Below are 14,534 nucleotides of genomic sequence, written 5' to 3'. Positions count from 1 at the left end.
TCGGCCCTCGACAACAAAAACAACAGGTGCAAACCGCCATGCTCCAGTCCTGCAAAGCCACGTTCCCGCAAGCACTGTTCCTGCTGTCCGGCCTGGCACTGGCCGTGCCCAGCCAGGCCGCCGACACCGTGACCATCGCCACGGTCAACAACAGCGACATGATCCGCATGCAACGCCTGTCCAAGGTGTTCGAGCAGCAGCACCCAGACATCCGGCTCAACTGGGTGGTGCTGGAAGAAAACGTGCTGCGTCAACGCCTCACCACCGATATCGCCACCCAGGGCGGGCAGTTCGACGTGCTGACCATCGGCACCTACGAAACCCCGCTGTGGGGCGCCAAGCACTGGCTGGAGCCGTTGACCCAACTGCCCGCCGACTACGACGCCGAAGACATCTTCCCCTCGGTGCGCCAGGGCCTGTCGGTCAACGACACCCTGTACGCCTTGCCGTTCTACGGCGAAAGCACCGTCACTTATTACCGCACCGACCTGTTCAAGCAAGCCGGCCTGAGCATGCCCGCGCACCCCACCTGGACCCAGCTCGGCGAGTTCGCCGCCAGGCTCACGGCTAAAGACCAAGACCAATACGGGATGTGCCTGCGCGGCAAGGCCGGCTGGGGCGAGAACATCGCGCTGCTCAGCACCATGGCCAACGCCTTTGGCGCACGCTGGTTCGATGAGCAGTGGAAGCCGGAATTGACCAGCCCCGAGTGGACCGCGGCGGCCACCTTCTACGTCAACACCCTCAAGCAATACGGCCCGCCGGGTGTGTCCAGCAACGGCTTCAACGAAACCCTGGCACTGTTCAACAGTGGCAAATGCGCCATTTGGGTGGATGCCAGCGTCGCCGGCTCGTTCACCACCGACAAGAGCCAGAGCAAGGTCGCCGACAGCGTAGGGTTCGTCGCCGCGCCCACCGAAGTCACCGACAAAGGCTCTTCCTGGCTCTATGCCTGGTCCCTGGCGATCCCCGCCACGTCCAAGCACAAGGACGCCGCCAAGACCTTTATCACCTGGGCCACTTCCAAGGACTACATCCAGTTGGTGGCTGACAAGGAGGGTCTCGCCAACGTACCGCCGGGCACGCGCCAATCCACCTACAGCGCGGCCTACCTGAAGGCCGCACCGTTCGCCCAGGTCACCCTGGAGATGATGAAGCACGCCGATCCCGCGCATCCCTCGGCCCAGCCGGTGCCGTACGTGGGCATCCAGTACGTGACCATCCCCGAGTTCCAGGCCATCGGCACTTCCGTCGGCAAGCTGCTTTCGGCGGCGTTGACCGGCGGCATGTCGGTCGATCAGGCATTGCAGCAGGCCCAGTCCACCACCGAGCGTGAGATGAAACGCGCCGGCTATCCCAAATAACGTTGACGGACAAACCCATGAAACGACTCGAAGGAAAGAGCGCGCTGATCACCGGATCGGCGCGCGGCATCGGCCGCGCCTTTGCCCAGGCCTATATCGCCGAAGGCGCGACCGTGGCCATCGCCGATATCAACCTGCAACGCGCCCAGGCCACAGCGGCCGAACTCGGGCCCCAGGCTTACGCGGTGGCGATGGACGTCACCGACCAAGCCTCCATCGACAGCGCGATTGCCGCCGTGGTGGCCCAGGCCGGCAAGCTGGATATCCTGGTCAACAACGCCGCACTGTTCGACCTGGCGCCCATCGTCGATATCACCCGTGACAGTTATGAGCGGCTGTTCTCGATCAACGTTGCCGGCACGTTGTTCACGTTGCAGGCGGCGGCACGGCAGATGATCAGCCAGGGCCATGGCGGCAAGATCATCAACATGGCCAGCCAGGCCGGGCGTCGTGGCGAGCCGCTGGTGGCGATCTACTGCGCGACCAAGGCGGCGGTGATCAGCCTCACGCAATCGGCGGGGCTGAACCTGATCAAGCAGGGCATCAACGTCAACGCCATCGCGCCGGGAGTGGTGGATGGCGAGCATTGGGACGGGGTGGATGCATTGTTCGCCAAGCATGAAGGGCTGGCGCCGGGCGAGAAGAAGCGGCAGGTGGCGGCCGAGGTGCCGTTTGGGCGGATGGGGACGGCCGAGGATTTGACCGGGATGGCGATTTTCCTGGCGTCGAAGGAGGCCGATTATGTGGTGGCGCAAACCTATAACGTCGATGGCGGCAACTGGATGAGCTGAAGCCATACCCCAATCAAAATAATGTGGGAGGGGCGGTGCGACGATTCGACTTGCCCCCGATGGCAGTGTGACAGTTAGTACATATATAGACCGATCTACCGCCATCGGGGGCAAGCCCCCTCCCACATTTGAACGTCATCGTTCTTGAAAAGGGTGCTTAGTCAGCAAAACTGCGATCAAAGAAATAAACCTCCCCAGGTCTCAGGTTCTCCACCGTCGCCTGGGGCCTGCCGCCTTCGCCTTGCTTCTTGCGCCCCGTCTCGCGCAAATACCCTGCCTCCGTCAGTTTCAACAGGCGCTGGCGAATACTGGTCTTCAACACTGGCCGCGCCAGCACCAGCGAGAAGATCGTCGTCGCTTCCGGCGCGCTGAACTCATGGCCCAGGAACATCAAGGGCAAGTTGCTGTACAGCGACTTGGACAACAGCCGCTCCTGCACGGCCGCGACGATGCTGTTGTGATCGAACGGCAACTTGATGCTGCCATCGGCCACCGCCTTCAGCGAAAACCAGCCCTGATGCTCACCCAGCGCCACCTCATCGGCGACGATCGCCAGGTAATAAGTGGACGATGACCAGCAACGCGGGTCGCGAAACGCATCGCCCACCGTGCCCACTTGCTCGCTCCAGGCCAACGCCAGGCCAACCTTGCTGCTGGCGCGCAAGCGTTCCACGGCATCCTGGAGGCTCAGATCCTGCACCCCACCATTCACCACCACGCCCGGCAGCGCCCAATGCCCGGCGAACGGCTCGGCGTCGCGTTTATTCAGCAGCAGCTTTAATTCTCCCGCCGCGCGGCAGTAGCACAGCACGCAGAGGTCGACGGTGTGGAGGTAGGCGCTCAGTGGCATGTGGAGTCCTTGTAAACAGCGGTGGGGCACAGTCTAACGGATCGAATAGATATGTCATGTACTGAGTCCAGAATAGATAAACAAATGTTTCTTGCAATGAAAGTACATGACGTGTACTTTTGTTTCCAGGCCACAGGAGAACCGCCATGACCCTCTCGAAAACTGCCATCGCTTCATTCGACGTCGACGCCCAGAAGAGCTTTACGCCGCTGTGCCCCAACGAGTTGCCGGTGGCGGGTGGTGACCAGATCGGTGCCGAACTCAACTACATGGCCAGCCTCGCCGGCCACCGCATCGGCAGCAAAGATGCCCACAGCCCGCACGCCCCCTGGGTGGTTGCCCTGCCCAGCGAGATGCTGCAACCCACCGGCCTGGCGCACGCCGATGTCACCTGGGTCAGCCACTGCGTGCCGGGCACCGAGGGTTTCACCCTGCTGGACGAGTTGCCCGCCCCATATGACTACGATTACTTCATCTGGAAAGGCGTCGAACCCGACCTGCACCCTTACGGCGCCTGCTACCACGACCTGCACGACAAGCTCTCCACGGGCGTGATCGAATACCTCAAGGCCCAAGGCGTGGTCCGTGTGATTGTCGGCGGCCTGGCCCTGGACTACTGCGTCAAGACCACTGCGCTGCAACTGCTCAAGGCTGGCCTGGAGGTGGTCCTGCACCTGCCGGCATGCCGAGGAATCAGCGACGAGGGGAGCGTGCAGGCCGTCAATGAGTTGCTCAAGGCCGGGGCTGTGATCAGCAGCACCCGCGAAGAACTGGCCGCGATGGCCACGCGTTAAGGAGACACACCATGGAAAGTGCCTACGACTACGAAGCCCCGGTGATCCAGGGCTTGCTCGACACCGACTACTACACCTTCACCATGATGCAGGCGGTGTTGCACCAGCACCCCAACGTCGACGTCGAATACAACTTCATCGTGCGCTCCAGGGAAAAACTCGGCCACTTGATCCCTGAGTTGCGCGCCGAGCTGGAGAAACTCGCCGGCCTGCAAATGCGCGAAGGCGAGCTGCGCTTCCTGTTCAACCCACGCTTTCGCGAATACCTGACCCCCGACTACGAACGCTTCCTCGGCCTGTTCCGCTTCAACCTGCGCTACATCCACGTCAGCGAAATCGACGGCCAGCTGAATATCCGCGTGGTCGGCCCGATGCTGCACTGCATCATGTTCGAGCAGCCGGTGCTGGCGCTGGTCAGTGAGTTGCGCAACCGCGACAAGTACCCGGACGTGACCCTGGAAGACGTCACCCGCAAGCTCTACCAGAAATTCGATTGGCTGGAGAAACACCTCAGCCGCGACGAGCTGGCCGACCTGCGCGTCTCTGACTTTTCCACCCGTCGGCGCCTGTCATTCAAGGCCCAGCGTGAAGTGGTGGACATCATGCGCCGCGACTTCCCCGGCCACTTCGTGGGCACCAGCAACGCGCACCTGGCCTATGAATTCGACCTGCCGCTGATTGGCACCATGGCTCACCAGTGGATGATGGTGCACCAGCAACTGGGGCGCTTGCGCGAAAGCCAGAACGCCGGCCTGGAAAACTGGGTACGTGAATACCGCGGCCGCCTGGGCATTGCCTTGACCGACACCATCAGCACCGACTTTTTCCTCAAGGACTTCGACCTGTACTTCGCCAAGTTGTATGACGGTTTGCGCCAGGACTCCGGCGATCCCATCGCCTGGGCCGACAAAGTCCTGGCCCGCTACAAAGCATTGGGCATCGACCCGATGACCAAGGACCTGATGTTCTCCGACGGCCTGAACTTCGAAAAATGCCTGCCGATCCTGCGTCACGTGCGTGGCAAGGCCAAGTTCGGTTTCGGCATGGGCACCAGCCTGGCGTGCGATGTGGAGGGCGTCGAGCCGCTGAGTATCGTCATGAAGCTGGTGCGGGTGCACGGCGAACCGGTGGTGAAATTCTCCGATGATCCGATCAAGAATGTCTGCGAAGACGCCTCGTTTTTGCAGTACGCGGCACAGGTGTTCAACGTGGGCAGGGTGGAGGTGTGACATGCAAGAACGTATCGCGCAGGAACTGAATATCGATCGGCAACTGGTCAAGGGCGGTGAAGCCAAGGAAATCCAACGGCGCATCGACTTCATCAAGACCACCTTGCGCCACTCAGGCTGCAAGGCCCTGGTACTGGGCATCAGCGGCGGCGTCGATTCGCTCACCGCCGGTCGCCTGTGCCAGTTGGCGGTGGAGCAACTGCGGGCCGAGGACTACGCCGCGCGTTTTATCGCCATGCGCTTGCCCTACAAGAGCCAGGCCGACGAACACGACGCCCAGGCCTCCCTGGACTTCATCGCTCCGGACCAGATCGACACCCTCGACATCGCCGCCAGCGTCGACGGCCTGATGGCCAGCCTGAGCGCCACTGAAGCCAGTGCGGAGCATGTCGACTTCATCAAAGGCAACGTCAAGGCCCGTACCCGCATGATCGCCCAGTACGCCGTGGCCAACCTGCACAACGGCCTGGTCGTCGGCACCGACCACGGCGCCGAGGCATTGATGGGCTTCTTCACCAAATTCGGCGACGGCGCCTGTGACCTGGCACCGCTGTCGGGCCTGACCAAGACCCAGGTGCGCCTGTTGGCCAGTGCCCTTGGGGCCCCGACGAACCTGGTGCACAAGCAGCCCACTGCCGACCTGGAAGAACTCGTACCGGGCAAGCTGGATGAACATGCCTATGGCTGCACGTACGAAGAGATCGATGCCTACCTGATGGGCGAGCCGGTGAGTGAGCGGGTGAGGACGATTGTCGAAGGGGCGTACAGCAAGACAGCGCACAAACGCGCGCTGCCGATAGTTCCCGCTTGAACGGACGATCAAATGTTGATGTGCTCGCGAATATTCCAGCCGAACCGGATCGGCCCGCCATCGGCTTTCTGCGGCGGTACCTTTCCCATTCCCAGGATTGACTACAAGGCGCTGAGACCAGATCGGGAAGTGCCTGTCTTAAAAAAGGAAACCTTCCTACATTCTTGACGGATATTGATTCTTTACGCTCTGCGCTCTTGTGAGTTCAGGAGCAAAGGAATGGCTAGCAGCGTATTGAAGGACGGTTTCCCCTGGGCCCACCTCACCCCCCGTGAACGGGTAGAAAGTCGCAGGGTTCGACGTTTCAACGAACCATTAAACGATGTTCTGGGCGGGATTTCGGGGCTGGCTGGAAGTTATCAACATGGTCACGTTGGAAATGCCACGACGATAGTTGTGGGCTGGTACGAGGAGATTTCAGAGTGAATGAGTCACCTCTCCGTTTTCTCCGCCGTAACTTTCCAGTGTTCATGAGCACGATATTCATGGCTATCTTCTCAACCGCTATGGTGACCGTGCTGGTTGATGATCACTATTTGCGCAAGCTCGAGCCGTCACTGAGAACCGAATTGATGGGGTGGGGGCTTCTGTCGCTGACGTTTTTCTTCGGGTTTTCCAATTTCATGATTGTGCGTGGCTTCAACTGGGCAGTTGGACTCCTGGCGGGCTATTTCGCTTTCTGCCTGATGCTGGTCATACCAACGATTCAATACCGCCCGCATACCGTGGCGTTTTCTCTGGGCGTTGTATTTCCACTCCTGGGATTGCTTCTGCTCAATACCGAACGCCACCGGGAAATGCGGCAAAAATTATTTGAAATCCGCATTCAACGAAATACCGCGAGAGCGATCTACAAAAATTACTGCAATAAACTCAAGGCCAGGGCGGGCAGGGAAGGGTAACGGCGGCTCCCACGTCAACAACGTGGGAGCGCAAGCTATACCCGCCTACCGCTCAATCGACCGACTCCACCGCGCATTCCACTCCGGCCGCGCCTGGTTCACCTGGTCCCAATCAATCGAAATCGCCGTCTGCAAATACCCCTGCATCGCCTCTACCCGCGCGCGGGTCTTGTCGGTGGTCGGGGTGGTCGGGTTCGACGGGATCTGGTCGCCTTCCTCCAGCGCCGGGGCCTGGGCCTCGGCGGTCAGCAAAAAGGCGGCGAGTTTCTGTGCCAGTTCCGGTTGGTCATTACGCGCGATCACGCACTCGGCCACGTTCAGCACCACGGCGCCTTCCTTGGGTTGCGCGTATTCCATTGGCACACCGAGCAGTTTCTGGGTGGCCACCTGGGTTGGGGTGAGGGGGAAGATCGCCGCTTCGTCGGTTTGCACCATCTCGGAAATTTTCGCGGAGCTGGCGATATATTCCAGCACGTTGGGGCCGACGGTTTTTGGCCAGGCCTTGAAGCCGGGCTCCACGTTGGTTTCGTCGCCGCCCTGGAGGCGGTTGAACATGAGGAAACCGTGCAGGCCGAAAGTGGAAGAGGCCACGGACTGGAACACCACTTTGTCCTTGAAGCGCGGGTCGGCCAGGTCCATCCATGAGGTGGGGGCGGCCCAGCCTTTTTCCTTGAACATCCTGGCGTTGTAGCCCAGGCCGGTGACGCCCAACGTCACGGCCACGGCCTGGTCCTTGATCTTCGCCTTGGCCGGGATCTGTTCCAGGGTCGGGCTGGCTGCCAGTTTGTCGCACAAGCCCATGGAGATGGCGCGGTACATGATGCCGTCGTCGAGGAACATCACGTGCATCTGCGGATTGTCTTTGTTGGCCTGGACCTTGGCGAGGATGTCCGACGACGTGCCGGGCACGATCACCACCTTGACGTTGTTGGCCTTCTCGAACGCAGGCAGCACCTTGTCGGCGTACACCCGTTCCATGGTGCCGCCGTTCATGCCCAGGTACAGTGTCGGCGCGGCATGGGCGGTGGAGGCGAGCAGAGCGAGGGACAAGCAGGACAGCGCAATACGAGTGTTCATGGATGTTTTTCCTCTCAGGCTTGGAAACGACGGATGGAAAACGCTTCGATGGGTTGGCGGCTGGCCCCGTCGCAGACGATCTCTGCCAGGGCTTCACCGACCGCTGGGCCCAGCTGGAACCCGGCGCCGGCAAAGCCGAAACCGTGGAGCAGGCCAGGTTGGGTGCTGCTGGGACCGATCACCGGCTCGTGATCGGGTAGGTAACCTTCGGTGCCGCTCCAGGTGCGAATCGCCTGGGCGCCCTTGAGGAACGGGTACAGCTCGGCGGCATTGCGCAGGATTTCCAGCACTGCCGCTTGCCCGGGGCGCGCCTGCCGGGGGCCAAGGGCAAAGCCGCGCCCGCCGCCAAGGATGCAATTGCCGCGGGCCACCTGGCGTGCATAAATCCCACCGCCTTCGACACCGGTGCTCACGTTCATCACCACCGGCAGCGGTTCGGTGACCAACATGGCCGGGTGCGCCGAAATGATCGGCACCGGCTCGCCGAATTGCGCGGCGAGGGTGCCGGCCCAGGCTCCGGCGCAGTTCAATAACCAGGGGGCTTGCAGGTGCAGGCCGTTGGCGCAGTGCACGCGGAAATGGCGGCCGTCATGTTCGATGCGGATCACCTCGGCCTGCTCGTATACCGATGCGCCCAGGCGTTGCGCCGCACGGGCGAAGGCGGGGGACACCAGTCGCGGGTTGGCGTGCCCGTCCTCAGGGCACAGTGAAGCCCCCACTGCGATATCGCCGACCCAAGGGAAGCGTGCGCGCAGTTCGGCGTGATCGAGCAGCTGCAAGCCCAGGCCAAAACCTCGGGTTTGCTCGGCATAGGCCTGCAACGCGGCGAAATCCGCATGGCTGCGCGCCAGTTTCAGATGCCCGGAGCGCACGTATTCGCCCTCGATACCGATCAACCCCGGCAGGTCGGCCCACAGCTGGTGGGCGCGCTGCGACAGCGGCAACTGATGCAACGGCCGACCCTGGCGCCTGACGCCGCCGTAATTCACGCCACTGGAATGCGAGCCACAAAAGTCCCGCTCTACCAGGGCCACGCGCTGGCCTTTGTGCGCCAGCATCAAGGCCGCCGAAGCCCCGACGATCCCGCCGCCCAACACGATGACGTCGATCATGGCTGCACCTGCACGCCAAACGGCAGCGGCTTGATCGGTGCCTGGCCACGCAAGCGGCCGACGTGTTCAATCCCGCGGCCACTGCGCTCAGCGACGATCTCGGCTGCCGCCAGCCCGCACATGCGGCCCTGGCAGCGGCCCATGCCAACCCGGCAATGGGCTTTGACCCGGTTGATCTCCCAGTGGCCTTCATCCACCACGGCGCGTACATCGCCGACGCTGACTTCTTCACAGCGGCACACAATCAATTCATCCGGTGCCTGCGCCGCCCAGTCTTCAGGGAAGGGGAACGCAGTCTCCAACCCCTGGCGAAAGCGTTGGATGCCTGCCAATTGCTGCTCCAGCACAGCGGGGCGGCGATGATCGATGGCCACGCCTGCGTCTTCCAACACCGCCAACGCCGCCCGCTCGCCCGCCATCTGTGCGGCATCCGCGCCCATGATCCCGGCGCCGTCGCCTGCCAGGTACACGCCTGCGAGGCTGCTGCGCCCAGCGTTGTCCCGGCGCGGCAACCAGGCACGGTTCAAGGCATTCCATTCAAATTCACAGCCGAGCAGATCCGCCAGTTGGGTTTCGCTGCGCAGGGCGTGGGCGAAGGCCACGGCGTCACAGGCCAAATCTTGCCTATCCCAACGAATACCGCTGACCCGCTGTTCGCCCTCGATCTGCTGGAGCGTCACGCCCTGATGCACGGGAACCCCGTGGGCGCTCAGCCAGGCGCGGTAATACAAGCCCTTGGCCAACGTCGCCGGTTGACCGAGCAGCGCCGGCAACGCACGGCATTGCGCACTGAACGGCGCGCTGTCGAGCACCGCCACCACCTTGGCCCCGGCCTTGGCGTATTGATAAGCCACTAAATACAGCAATGGCCCGCTGCCACAAAACGCCACCCGTTCGCCGATGGCGCAGCCCTGGTACTTCAAGGCGATTTGCGCGGCGCCCAGGCTGTAGACGCCGGGCAAGGTCCAGCCCGAAACAGGCAGGATGCGGTCGGTGGCGCCGGTCGCGACGATGATCCGCGAATACTCGAGGCTCTCGGCACGGCTGCTCTTGAGCGTGTCCAGGCGACCGTCCTCGGCATTCCACACCAGGGTTTCGGGCCGATAGTCGATCAAACAGGCCAACTCATCCATCGTGCGGTGCACGGCGTCTGCCTTGCGCGCGTCAAAACCGTAGACCTGCTTGGCTGAGCGTTGGAAACCCGCTGGTTGGCGCCGATAGATCTGCCCGCCACCGCGCAGGCTCTCATCGATCAGGCAAGGTTTGATGCCGTGGTCGAGCAGCGTGCGCGCCGCGCTGATCCCCGCCGGGCCTGCGCCCACAATCACCACCGGCTTCATAGCTGGCGCCCCGGATCACGGCTGATCACCTGACCTTCTTCCAGCAACGTCGAGCAGGCGCGTACCCGCCGCCCATCCTCCAGGCGCACCCAGCAGTCCTGGCAGGCGCCCATCAGGCAAAACCCGGCGCGGCGCTCGGCGCTGAAATCGCTGCCGCGCAGGTGCTCGGCGCAGGTCAGCACGGCGGTCAGCAGGGTGTCGCCGCGCAGGCCGGTGGCCGGTTGCCCGTCGAGGGTGAAGGCCACGGCAGGGCGAGCGATTTCAGCCAATCGTTTGAACAGAGCCATCAATGTTTCCCCACCAGCACGCGGTCCAGGCCGTAGACCCGGTCGAGCAGAATCATGGTCGCCGCCGTCAGCGCAATCACCAGCGCCGACACCGCCGCCATCATCGGGTCGATGGACTCGGTGGCGTACACATACATGCGCACCGGCAGGGTTTGCGTGGCTGGCGAGCTGACAAAGATCGACAAGGTCACCTCATCGAAACTGTTGATGAAGGCCAGCAACCAGCCACCGGCCACGCCGGGCAAAATCATCGGCAACGTCACCCTGAGAAACAGCGTGATGCGCCCGGCGCCGAGGGACTCGGCGGCCTGCTCGGCGCTGCGATCCATGCCGACCGCCGCCGCCAATACCAGGCGCAGCACATAGGGCGTGATGATCACCACGTGCGCCAACATCAGCCAGGTGAAGCTGCCATTCACCCCCATCAGCGCAAACAGGCGCAGCATCGCCACGCCCAGTACCAGGTGCGGGATGATGATTGGTGACAGGAACAAGGTGCTGAAGAAGTTGCGCCCCGGGAACTGATAGCGACTGATCGCCAACGCTGCCGGCACCGCGATCAGTGTCGCCAAGGTCGCGGCGGTAAACGCCAGGATCAGGCTGTTATAGAACGCCTGGATAAAGTCGGCCCGCTCGAACACGGCGCGAAACCAGCGCAGTGAGAAACCCGAGGTGGGCAGGCTCAAGGTGTTTTCCGGGGTGAAAGCCACCAGGCACACCACCACCAGCGGCGCCATCATGAACAGCACCACCAAACCGTGGAAACCGAGGGCCAAAGGACCGTTTCTGGACATTCGCTTAAACCCCCAGGGACTTTTTGTAGCGGCCTTCGACCATGCGGTTCCAGCTCAGCATGATCAGCAGATTGACCAGCAACAGCACCACCGCGATGGTCGCGCCCATGGGCCAGTTGAGTTCCGAGAGGTACTGGTCGTACACCACGGTGGCGACCATTTTCAGGCGGCGTCCGCCGAGCAGGCCGGGGATCGCAAAGGAGCTGGCGGCCAGGCCGAACACAATCAAGGTGCCGGACAGCACGCCGGGCATGACCTGTGGCAACACGATCTTGCGCATCACCGTGGCCTGGCTTGCGCCCAGCGACAACGCCGCCTGTTCGGCCGAGGGGTCGAGCTTTTGCAGCGAGGTCCACACCGGAATGATCATGAACGGCAGCATCACGTGCACCAGCGCAATGATCACCGCGAACGGCGTGTACAACAGCTTCACCGGGCGCCCGCCCAGCGCCTGGATCATCTGATTCACCAGCCCGTCGGCACCGAGCAGCAGGCTCCAGCCGAACGCCCGCACCACCACCGAAATCAACAGCGGCGTGAGGATCAAAATCAGGAAGATCGAGCGCCACGGTGTGCCCATGCGGCTGAGGATGTAGGCCTCGGGCACGCCAATCACCACGCACAGCAAGGTCACCAACGCGCTGATCCAGAAGGTGCGCCAGAAGATCTCGTAGAAGTACGCATCGCTGAACAACGACAGGTAATGGGCCAAGGTCCATTCATCCGCCTTTACACCCACCTGATAGTCGAACACGTTGAACGACAGCACCAGCGTCAGGCCCAACGGCAGGATCAGCAGCCCGGCGAACAGCACCAGCGCCGGCAGCGAGAGCCAATAACCCCGACTCATGCGTGCACCTCATCCGTCGCCAATACCCGCAGCAGGTCGGCCTGCCAATCCAGGCCGACCGTTGCGCCATGGCCCAACGGCGCGCTGCCGTCGTTGCTGCGCACCACGGTGATTTCGCCCAGCGCGGTCTGGAGGCGGTACAGCCACTGGCTGCCGAAGAAGTAGCGGTTGATGACCTGGCCTTGCAGGCGGCCGGTGCCGGCGTCCACCAGCTGGATTTTTTCCGGGCGCAGGCTCAACACCAACTCGCCGTCGCCCTTGGCGTGGCGGACCTGCGCAGTGCCGAGCTCGTCATAGTCGCCGGGCAGCAGGTTGGCCTTGCCGACGAAGTCCGAGATAAACCGCGTGCGGGGGTGTTCGTACAGGGTGTACGGCACATCGATCTGGGTCACGCGCCCGGCTTGCATCACCACCACACGATCGCTGATGGACAGCGCCTCGGCCTGGTCGTGAGTGACCATCAAGGTGGTGATGCCCACCGCGCACTGGATACGGCGGATTTCAAACTGCATCTCTTCGCGCAGGTTGGCGTCGAGGTTGGACAGCGGCTCATCCAGCAGCAACACCGGCGGCTCGATCACCAGGGCGCGCGCCAGGGCCACGCGTTGGCGCTGGCCGCCGGATAACTCCCGTGGGTAGCGGTCGGCGTGGGGGGCCAGGCGCACCAGCTCCAGCACGGTCTTGACCTTGGCGGCGATCTCGCTGCCCGGCACCTTGCGCATCTTCAGGCCGAAGGCGACGTTGTCGCGCACGCTCATGTGCGGGAACAGCGCGTAGCTCTGGAACACCACGCCCAGGCCACGGCTGGCGGGCTTGGCATGGGTGATGTCGCGGCCGTCGAGCAGGATCTGGCCGCCGCTCACCTCGACGAAGCCGGCGATCATTTGCAAGGTAGTGGTCTTGCCGCAGCCTGAGGGGCCGAGCAGGGAAACGAACTCGCCTTTTTCCACGGCCAAGTCAGTGGCGACCACCGCGTCGACGGCGCCGTAGCGTTTGCTCAAGGCGTTGAGTTGGAGAAATGCCATGTCTGCGTTCCACCTTTTTTTCAGTCGCGTCGAAACGCGCTTTTTTGTTTTGGGCAGATGCGAAAAGAGTGTTGCGGGTGCGTTGGCGCTCGATCTCAAGTCGGCTGCCGGTTGTTGTTCATTTCGCCCCTGTGGACGCAGATTAGGACGAAGACTAGGATGGGCGGAAGGTGGAATTTCACTGAGTGAGCAATTATTTTAAGATTTATTCACTGAACAGAATTATTCATGAGATAGCGTGTTATGGATTCCACTGAGCGGAATAATAACAGTAAGGAAGTAGGGGCGGGCGGGGTGTCCCGTCTGTTCGCGTTGCTGCGTACCCTGGGTGAGGTGCCGGAAGGTGGTGAGCGCGTCACCCAGCTCGCCCAACAGGTCGGCCTGTCCCAGCCCACTACCCACCGCCTGCTGCGCAGCCTGATGGACGAAGGCATGGTCGAACAGGACGCGCGCAGCAAACGTTATCGCCTGAGCCTGGAGTTCTTCGCCCTGGCGGCGAACGCGGGCAAGACCGGCAACCTGCGCGACCTGGTGCGCCCGAGCATGCTGCGCTTGAGCGCGTCCTTGGGCGACTCATTGTTTTTGCTGGCGCGCAGCGGCTTTGACGCGATCTGCCTGGACCGCAGCGAGGGCCCGTACCCGATCCGCACCTTCACCGGCGACATCGGCGGGCGCGTGGCATTGGGCGTGGGGCAGGGCAGCCTGGCCATCCTGGCATTCCTGCCGGAAGAAGAGCGCGAGACGGTGATCCGCTACAACTTGCCACGGCTCAAGGACTTCCACCTGTATGACGAGGTGCTGTTGCGTTCGGAGGTGGAGAATGTGCGCAACCTGGGCTATGCGGCGCGCAACACCGGGGTGCTGGAAGGCATGGCGGGGCTGGCGGTACCGATCCTCAACCGGGACGGGCATGCGGTGGCGGCATTGAGCGTGGCGACCATCAGCGATCGCCTGGGGCCTAGCCGGTTGCCGATGGTGGTGGAGTTGTTGAAACGCGAAGCGGCGGCGATCGGTCCCAGGATCAACCCGTTTGACCCGACATTGCGCCGGCCCTCACAAACCTTCGGCGGTTAACTTATTCCCGGCAATGAAGATCCCATGGGGGAACCGCACTTCAGTGCCGAGCGGACTGTTGTGGCAGACGGACTGGTTGTGGCATGTGGGCTGTTGTGGCAGACGGGCTAACTGTGGCGAGCGGGCTTGCCCCGCGTTGGGCTGCGAAGCAGCCCCAATAAGGCCGCCGCATTCCTTCTGGTAGAACCGGGAGACTGGTTTCAGGGCCGCTTCGCGCCCCAACGCGGGGCAAGC

At 62.6% G+C, this 14,534-nt stretch carries 16 protein-coding genes; 8 read left to right on the top strand and 8 right to left on the bottom strand.

Going from position 1 to position 14,534, the window contains the following annotated elements:
• Window positions 1-38: 38 nt before the first annotated feature.
• Together ACODSV_RS23325 and ACODSV_RS23320 are read left to right on the top strand one after the other, a co-directional pair.
• Window positions 39-1,364, top strand: coding sequence for an ABC transporter substrate-binding protein (locus ACODSV_RS23325; protein WP_150055081.1), 1,326 nt, complete (start codon window positions 39-41; stop codon window positions 1,362-1,364).
• Window positions 1,365-1,381: 17 nt separating this feature from the next.
• The gene (locus ACODSV_RS23320; protein WP_069075774.1) at window positions 1,382-2,155 is read left to right on the top strand and encodes an L-iditol 2-dehydrogenase; all 774 of its coding nucleotides are present in this window, start codon (window positions 1,382-1,384) and stop codon (window positions 2,153-2,155) included.
• A gap of 157 nt (window positions 2,156-2,312) precedes the next feature.
• Here ACODSV_RS23320 and ACODSV_RS23315 read toward each other — a convergent pair whose 3' ends face one another.
• Window positions 2,313-3,005 (bottom strand): NUDIX hydrolase, encoded by a 693-nt coding sequence (locus tag ACODSV_RS23315; protein WP_069075773.1) that lies wholly within the window; start codon window positions 3,003-3,005, stop codon window positions 2,313-2,315.
• Window positions 3,006-3,151: 146 nt separating this feature from the next.
• Here ACODSV_RS23315 and ACODSV_RS23310 point away from each other — a divergent pair, with 146 nt between their 5' ends.
• From ACODSV_RS23310 to ACODSV_RS23290, 5 genes are all read left to right on the top strand, one after another.
• Window positions 3,152-3,799, top strand: a complete 648-nt coding sequence (locus tag ACODSV_RS23310) for a nicotinamidase (protein WP_150054878.1) — start codon at window positions 3,152-3,154, stop codon at window positions 3,797-3,799.
• A gap of 11 nt (window positions 3,800-3,810) precedes the next feature.
• Window positions 3,811-5,028 (top strand): nicotinate phosphoribosyltransferase, encoded by a 1,218-nt coding sequence (pncB, locus tag ACODSV_RS23305; protein WP_024074852.1) that lies wholly within the window; start codon window positions 3,811-3,813, stop codon window positions 5,026-5,028.
• Window position 5,029: 1 nt separating this feature from the next.
• Window positions 5,030-5,839: an NAD(+) synthase gene (gene nadE / locus ACODSV_RS23300; protein WP_024074853.1), complete on the top strand. Its 810-nt coding sequence runs from the start codon at window positions 5,030-5,032 to the stop codon at window positions 5,837-5,839.
• Between the two features lie 219 nt (window positions 5,840-6,058).
• Window positions 6,059-6,265: a hypothetical protein gene (locus ACODSV_RS23295; protein WP_150054877.1), complete on the top strand. Its 207-nt coding sequence runs from the start codon at window positions 6,059-6,061 to the stop codon at window positions 6,263-6,265.
• A 59-nt stretch (window positions 6,266-6,324) separates the two neighbouring features.
• A complete protein-coding gene (locus ACODSV_RS23290; protein WP_223817850.1) occupies window positions 6,325-6,741 on the top strand; it encodes a hypothetical protein in 417 nt (138 codons plus the stop codon).
• Between the two features lie 45 nt (window positions 6,742-6,786).
• On the opposite strand, the gene ACODSV_RS23285 is transcribed toward ACODSV_RS23290, so the two are convergent.
• The 7 genes from ACODSV_RS23285 to ACODSV_RS23255 are packed head-to-tail and all read right to left on the bottom strand — an operon-like array spanning window position 6,787 to window position 13,226.
• Complete coding sequence (locus ACODSV_RS23285; protein WP_024074856.1) at window positions 6,787-7,818, bottom strand: ABC transporter substrate-binding protein; 1,032 nt, start codon at window positions 7,816-7,818, stop codon at window positions 6,787-6,789.
• A 14-nt stretch (window positions 7,819-7,832) separates the two neighbouring features.
• Window positions 7,833-8,930, bottom strand: a complete 1,098-nt coding sequence (locus tag ACODSV_RS23280; protein ID WP_150054876.1) for an NAD(P)/FAD-dependent oxidoreductase — start codon at window positions 8,928-8,930, stop codon at window positions 7,833-7,835.
• Window positions 8,927-10,270, bottom strand: a complete 1,344-nt coding sequence (locus tag ACODSV_RS23275) for an FAD/NAD(P)-dependent oxidoreductase (RefSeq protein WP_150054875.1) — start codon at window positions 10,268-10,270, stop codon at window positions 8,927-8,929. The genes ACODSV_RS23280 and ACODSV_RS23275 overlap by 4 nt, the downstream gene beginning before the upstream one ends.
• Window positions 10,267-10,557 (bottom strand): (2Fe-2S)-binding protein, encoded by a 291-nt coding sequence (locus ACODSV_RS23270; RefSeq protein ID WP_150054874.1) that lies wholly within the window; start codon window positions 10,555-10,557, stop codon window positions 10,267-10,269. The genes ACODSV_RS23275 and ACODSV_RS23270 overlap by 4 nt, the downstream gene beginning before the upstream one ends.
• A complete protein-coding gene (locus ACODSV_RS23265; protein WP_024074860.1) occupies window positions 10,557-11,351 on the bottom strand; it encodes an ABC transporter permease in 795 nt (264 codons plus the stop codon). The genes ACODSV_RS23270 and ACODSV_RS23265 overlap by 1 nt, the downstream gene beginning before the upstream one ends.
• 4 nt (window positions 11,352-11,355) lie before the next feature.
• On the bottom strand, window positions 11,356-12,201 hold the full coding sequence (locus tag ACODSV_RS23260) for an ABC transporter permease (protein WP_069075768.1): 846 nt from the start codon (window positions 12,199-12,201) through the stop codon (window positions 11,356-11,358).
• Window positions 12,198-13,226: an ABC transporter ATP-binding protein gene (locus ACODSV_RS23255; RefSeq protein WP_150054872.1), complete on the bottom strand. Its 1,029-nt coding sequence runs from the start codon at window positions 13,224-13,226 to the stop codon at window positions 12,198-12,200. The genes ACODSV_RS23260 and ACODSV_RS23255 overlap by 4 nt, the downstream gene beginning before the upstream one ends.
• A 243-nt stretch (window positions 13,227-13,469) precedes the next feature.
• On the opposite strand from ACODSV_RS23255, the gene ACODSV_RS23250 reads away from it, so the two are divergent.
• A complete protein-coding gene (locus tag ACODSV_RS23250; RefSeq protein ID WP_069075767.1) occupies window positions 13,470-14,300 on the top strand; it encodes an IclR family transcriptional regulator in 831 nt (276 codons plus the stop codon).
• Window positions 14,301-14,534 lie beyond the last annotated feature (234 nt).

Source organism: Pseudomonas sp. FG86 (assembly GCF_057808775.1).
The sequence above is the reverse complement of the archived record's forward strand: the minus strand, read 5'-3'. Positions and strand labels throughout refer to the sequence as shown.

Excerpts from the sequence above, each read along its gene's own strand:
- pncB (WP_024074852.1), top strand. The coding sequence starts at position 3,811 with ATGGAAAGTGCCTACGACTACGAAGCCCCGGTGATCCAGGGCTTGCTC.
- ACODSV_RS23260 (WP_069075768.1), bottom strand. The coding sequence starts at position 12,201 with ATGAGTCGGGGTTATTGGCTCTCGCTGCCGGCGCTGGTGCTGTTCGCC.
- ACODSV_RS23320 (WP_069075774.1), top strand. The coding sequence starts at position 1,382 with ATGAAACGACTCGAAGGAAAGAGCGCGCTGATCACCGGATCGGCGCGC.
- ACODSV_RS23275 (WP_150054875.1), bottom strand. The coding sequence starts at position 10,270 with ATGAAGCCGGTGGTGATTGTGGGCGCAGGCCCGGCGGGGATCAGCGCG.
- ACODSV_RS23270 (WP_150054874.1), bottom strand. The coding sequence starts at position 10,557 with ATGGCTCTGTTCAAACGATTGGCTGAAATCGCTCGCCCTGCCGTGGCC.
- ACODSV_RS23250 (WP_069075767.1), top strand. The coding sequence starts at position 13,470 with ATGGATTCCACTGAGCGGAATAATAACAGTAAGGAAGTAGGGGCGGGC.
- ACODSV_RS23255 (WP_150054872.1), bottom strand. The coding sequence starts at position 13,226 with ATGGCATTTCTCCAACTCAACGCCTTGAGCAAACGCTACGGCGCCGTC.
- ACODSV_RS23315 (WP_069075773.1), bottom strand. The coding sequence starts at position 3,005 with ATGCCACTGAGCGCCTACCTCCACACCGTCGACCTCTGCGTGCTGTGC.
- ACODSV_RS23290 (WP_223817850.1), top strand. The coding sequence starts at position 6,325 with ATGGCTATCTTCTCAACCGCTATGGTGACCGTGCTGGTTGATGATCAC.
- ACODSV_RS23265 (WP_024074860.1), bottom strand. The coding sequence starts at position 11,351 with ATGTCCAGAAACGGTCCTTTGGCCCTCGGTTTCCACGGTTTGGTGGTG.
- ACODSV_RS23295 (WP_150054877.1), top strand. The coding sequence starts at position 6,059 with ATGGCTAGCAGCGTATTGAAGGACGGTTTCCCCTGGGCCCACCTCACC.
- ACODSV_RS23325 (WP_150055081.1), top strand. The coding sequence starts at position 39 with ATGCTCCAGTCCTGCAAAGCCACGTTCCCGCAAGCACTGTTCCTGCTG.
- ACODSV_RS23285 (WP_024074856.1), bottom strand. The coding sequence starts at position 7,818 with ATGAACACTCGTATTGCGCTGTCCTGCTTGTCCCTCGCTCTGCTCGCC.
- nadE (WP_024074853.1), top strand. The coding sequence starts at position 5,030 with ATGCAAGAACGTATCGCGCAGGAACTGAATATCGATCGGCAACTGGTC.
- ACODSV_RS23280 (WP_150054876.1), bottom strand. The coding sequence starts at position 8,930 with ATGATCGACGTCATCGTGTTGGGCGGCGGGATCGTCGGGGCTTCGGCG.
- ACODSV_RS23310 (WP_150054878.1), top strand. The coding sequence starts at position 3,152 with ATGACCCTCTCGAAAACTGCCATCGCTTCATTCGACGTCGACGCCCAG.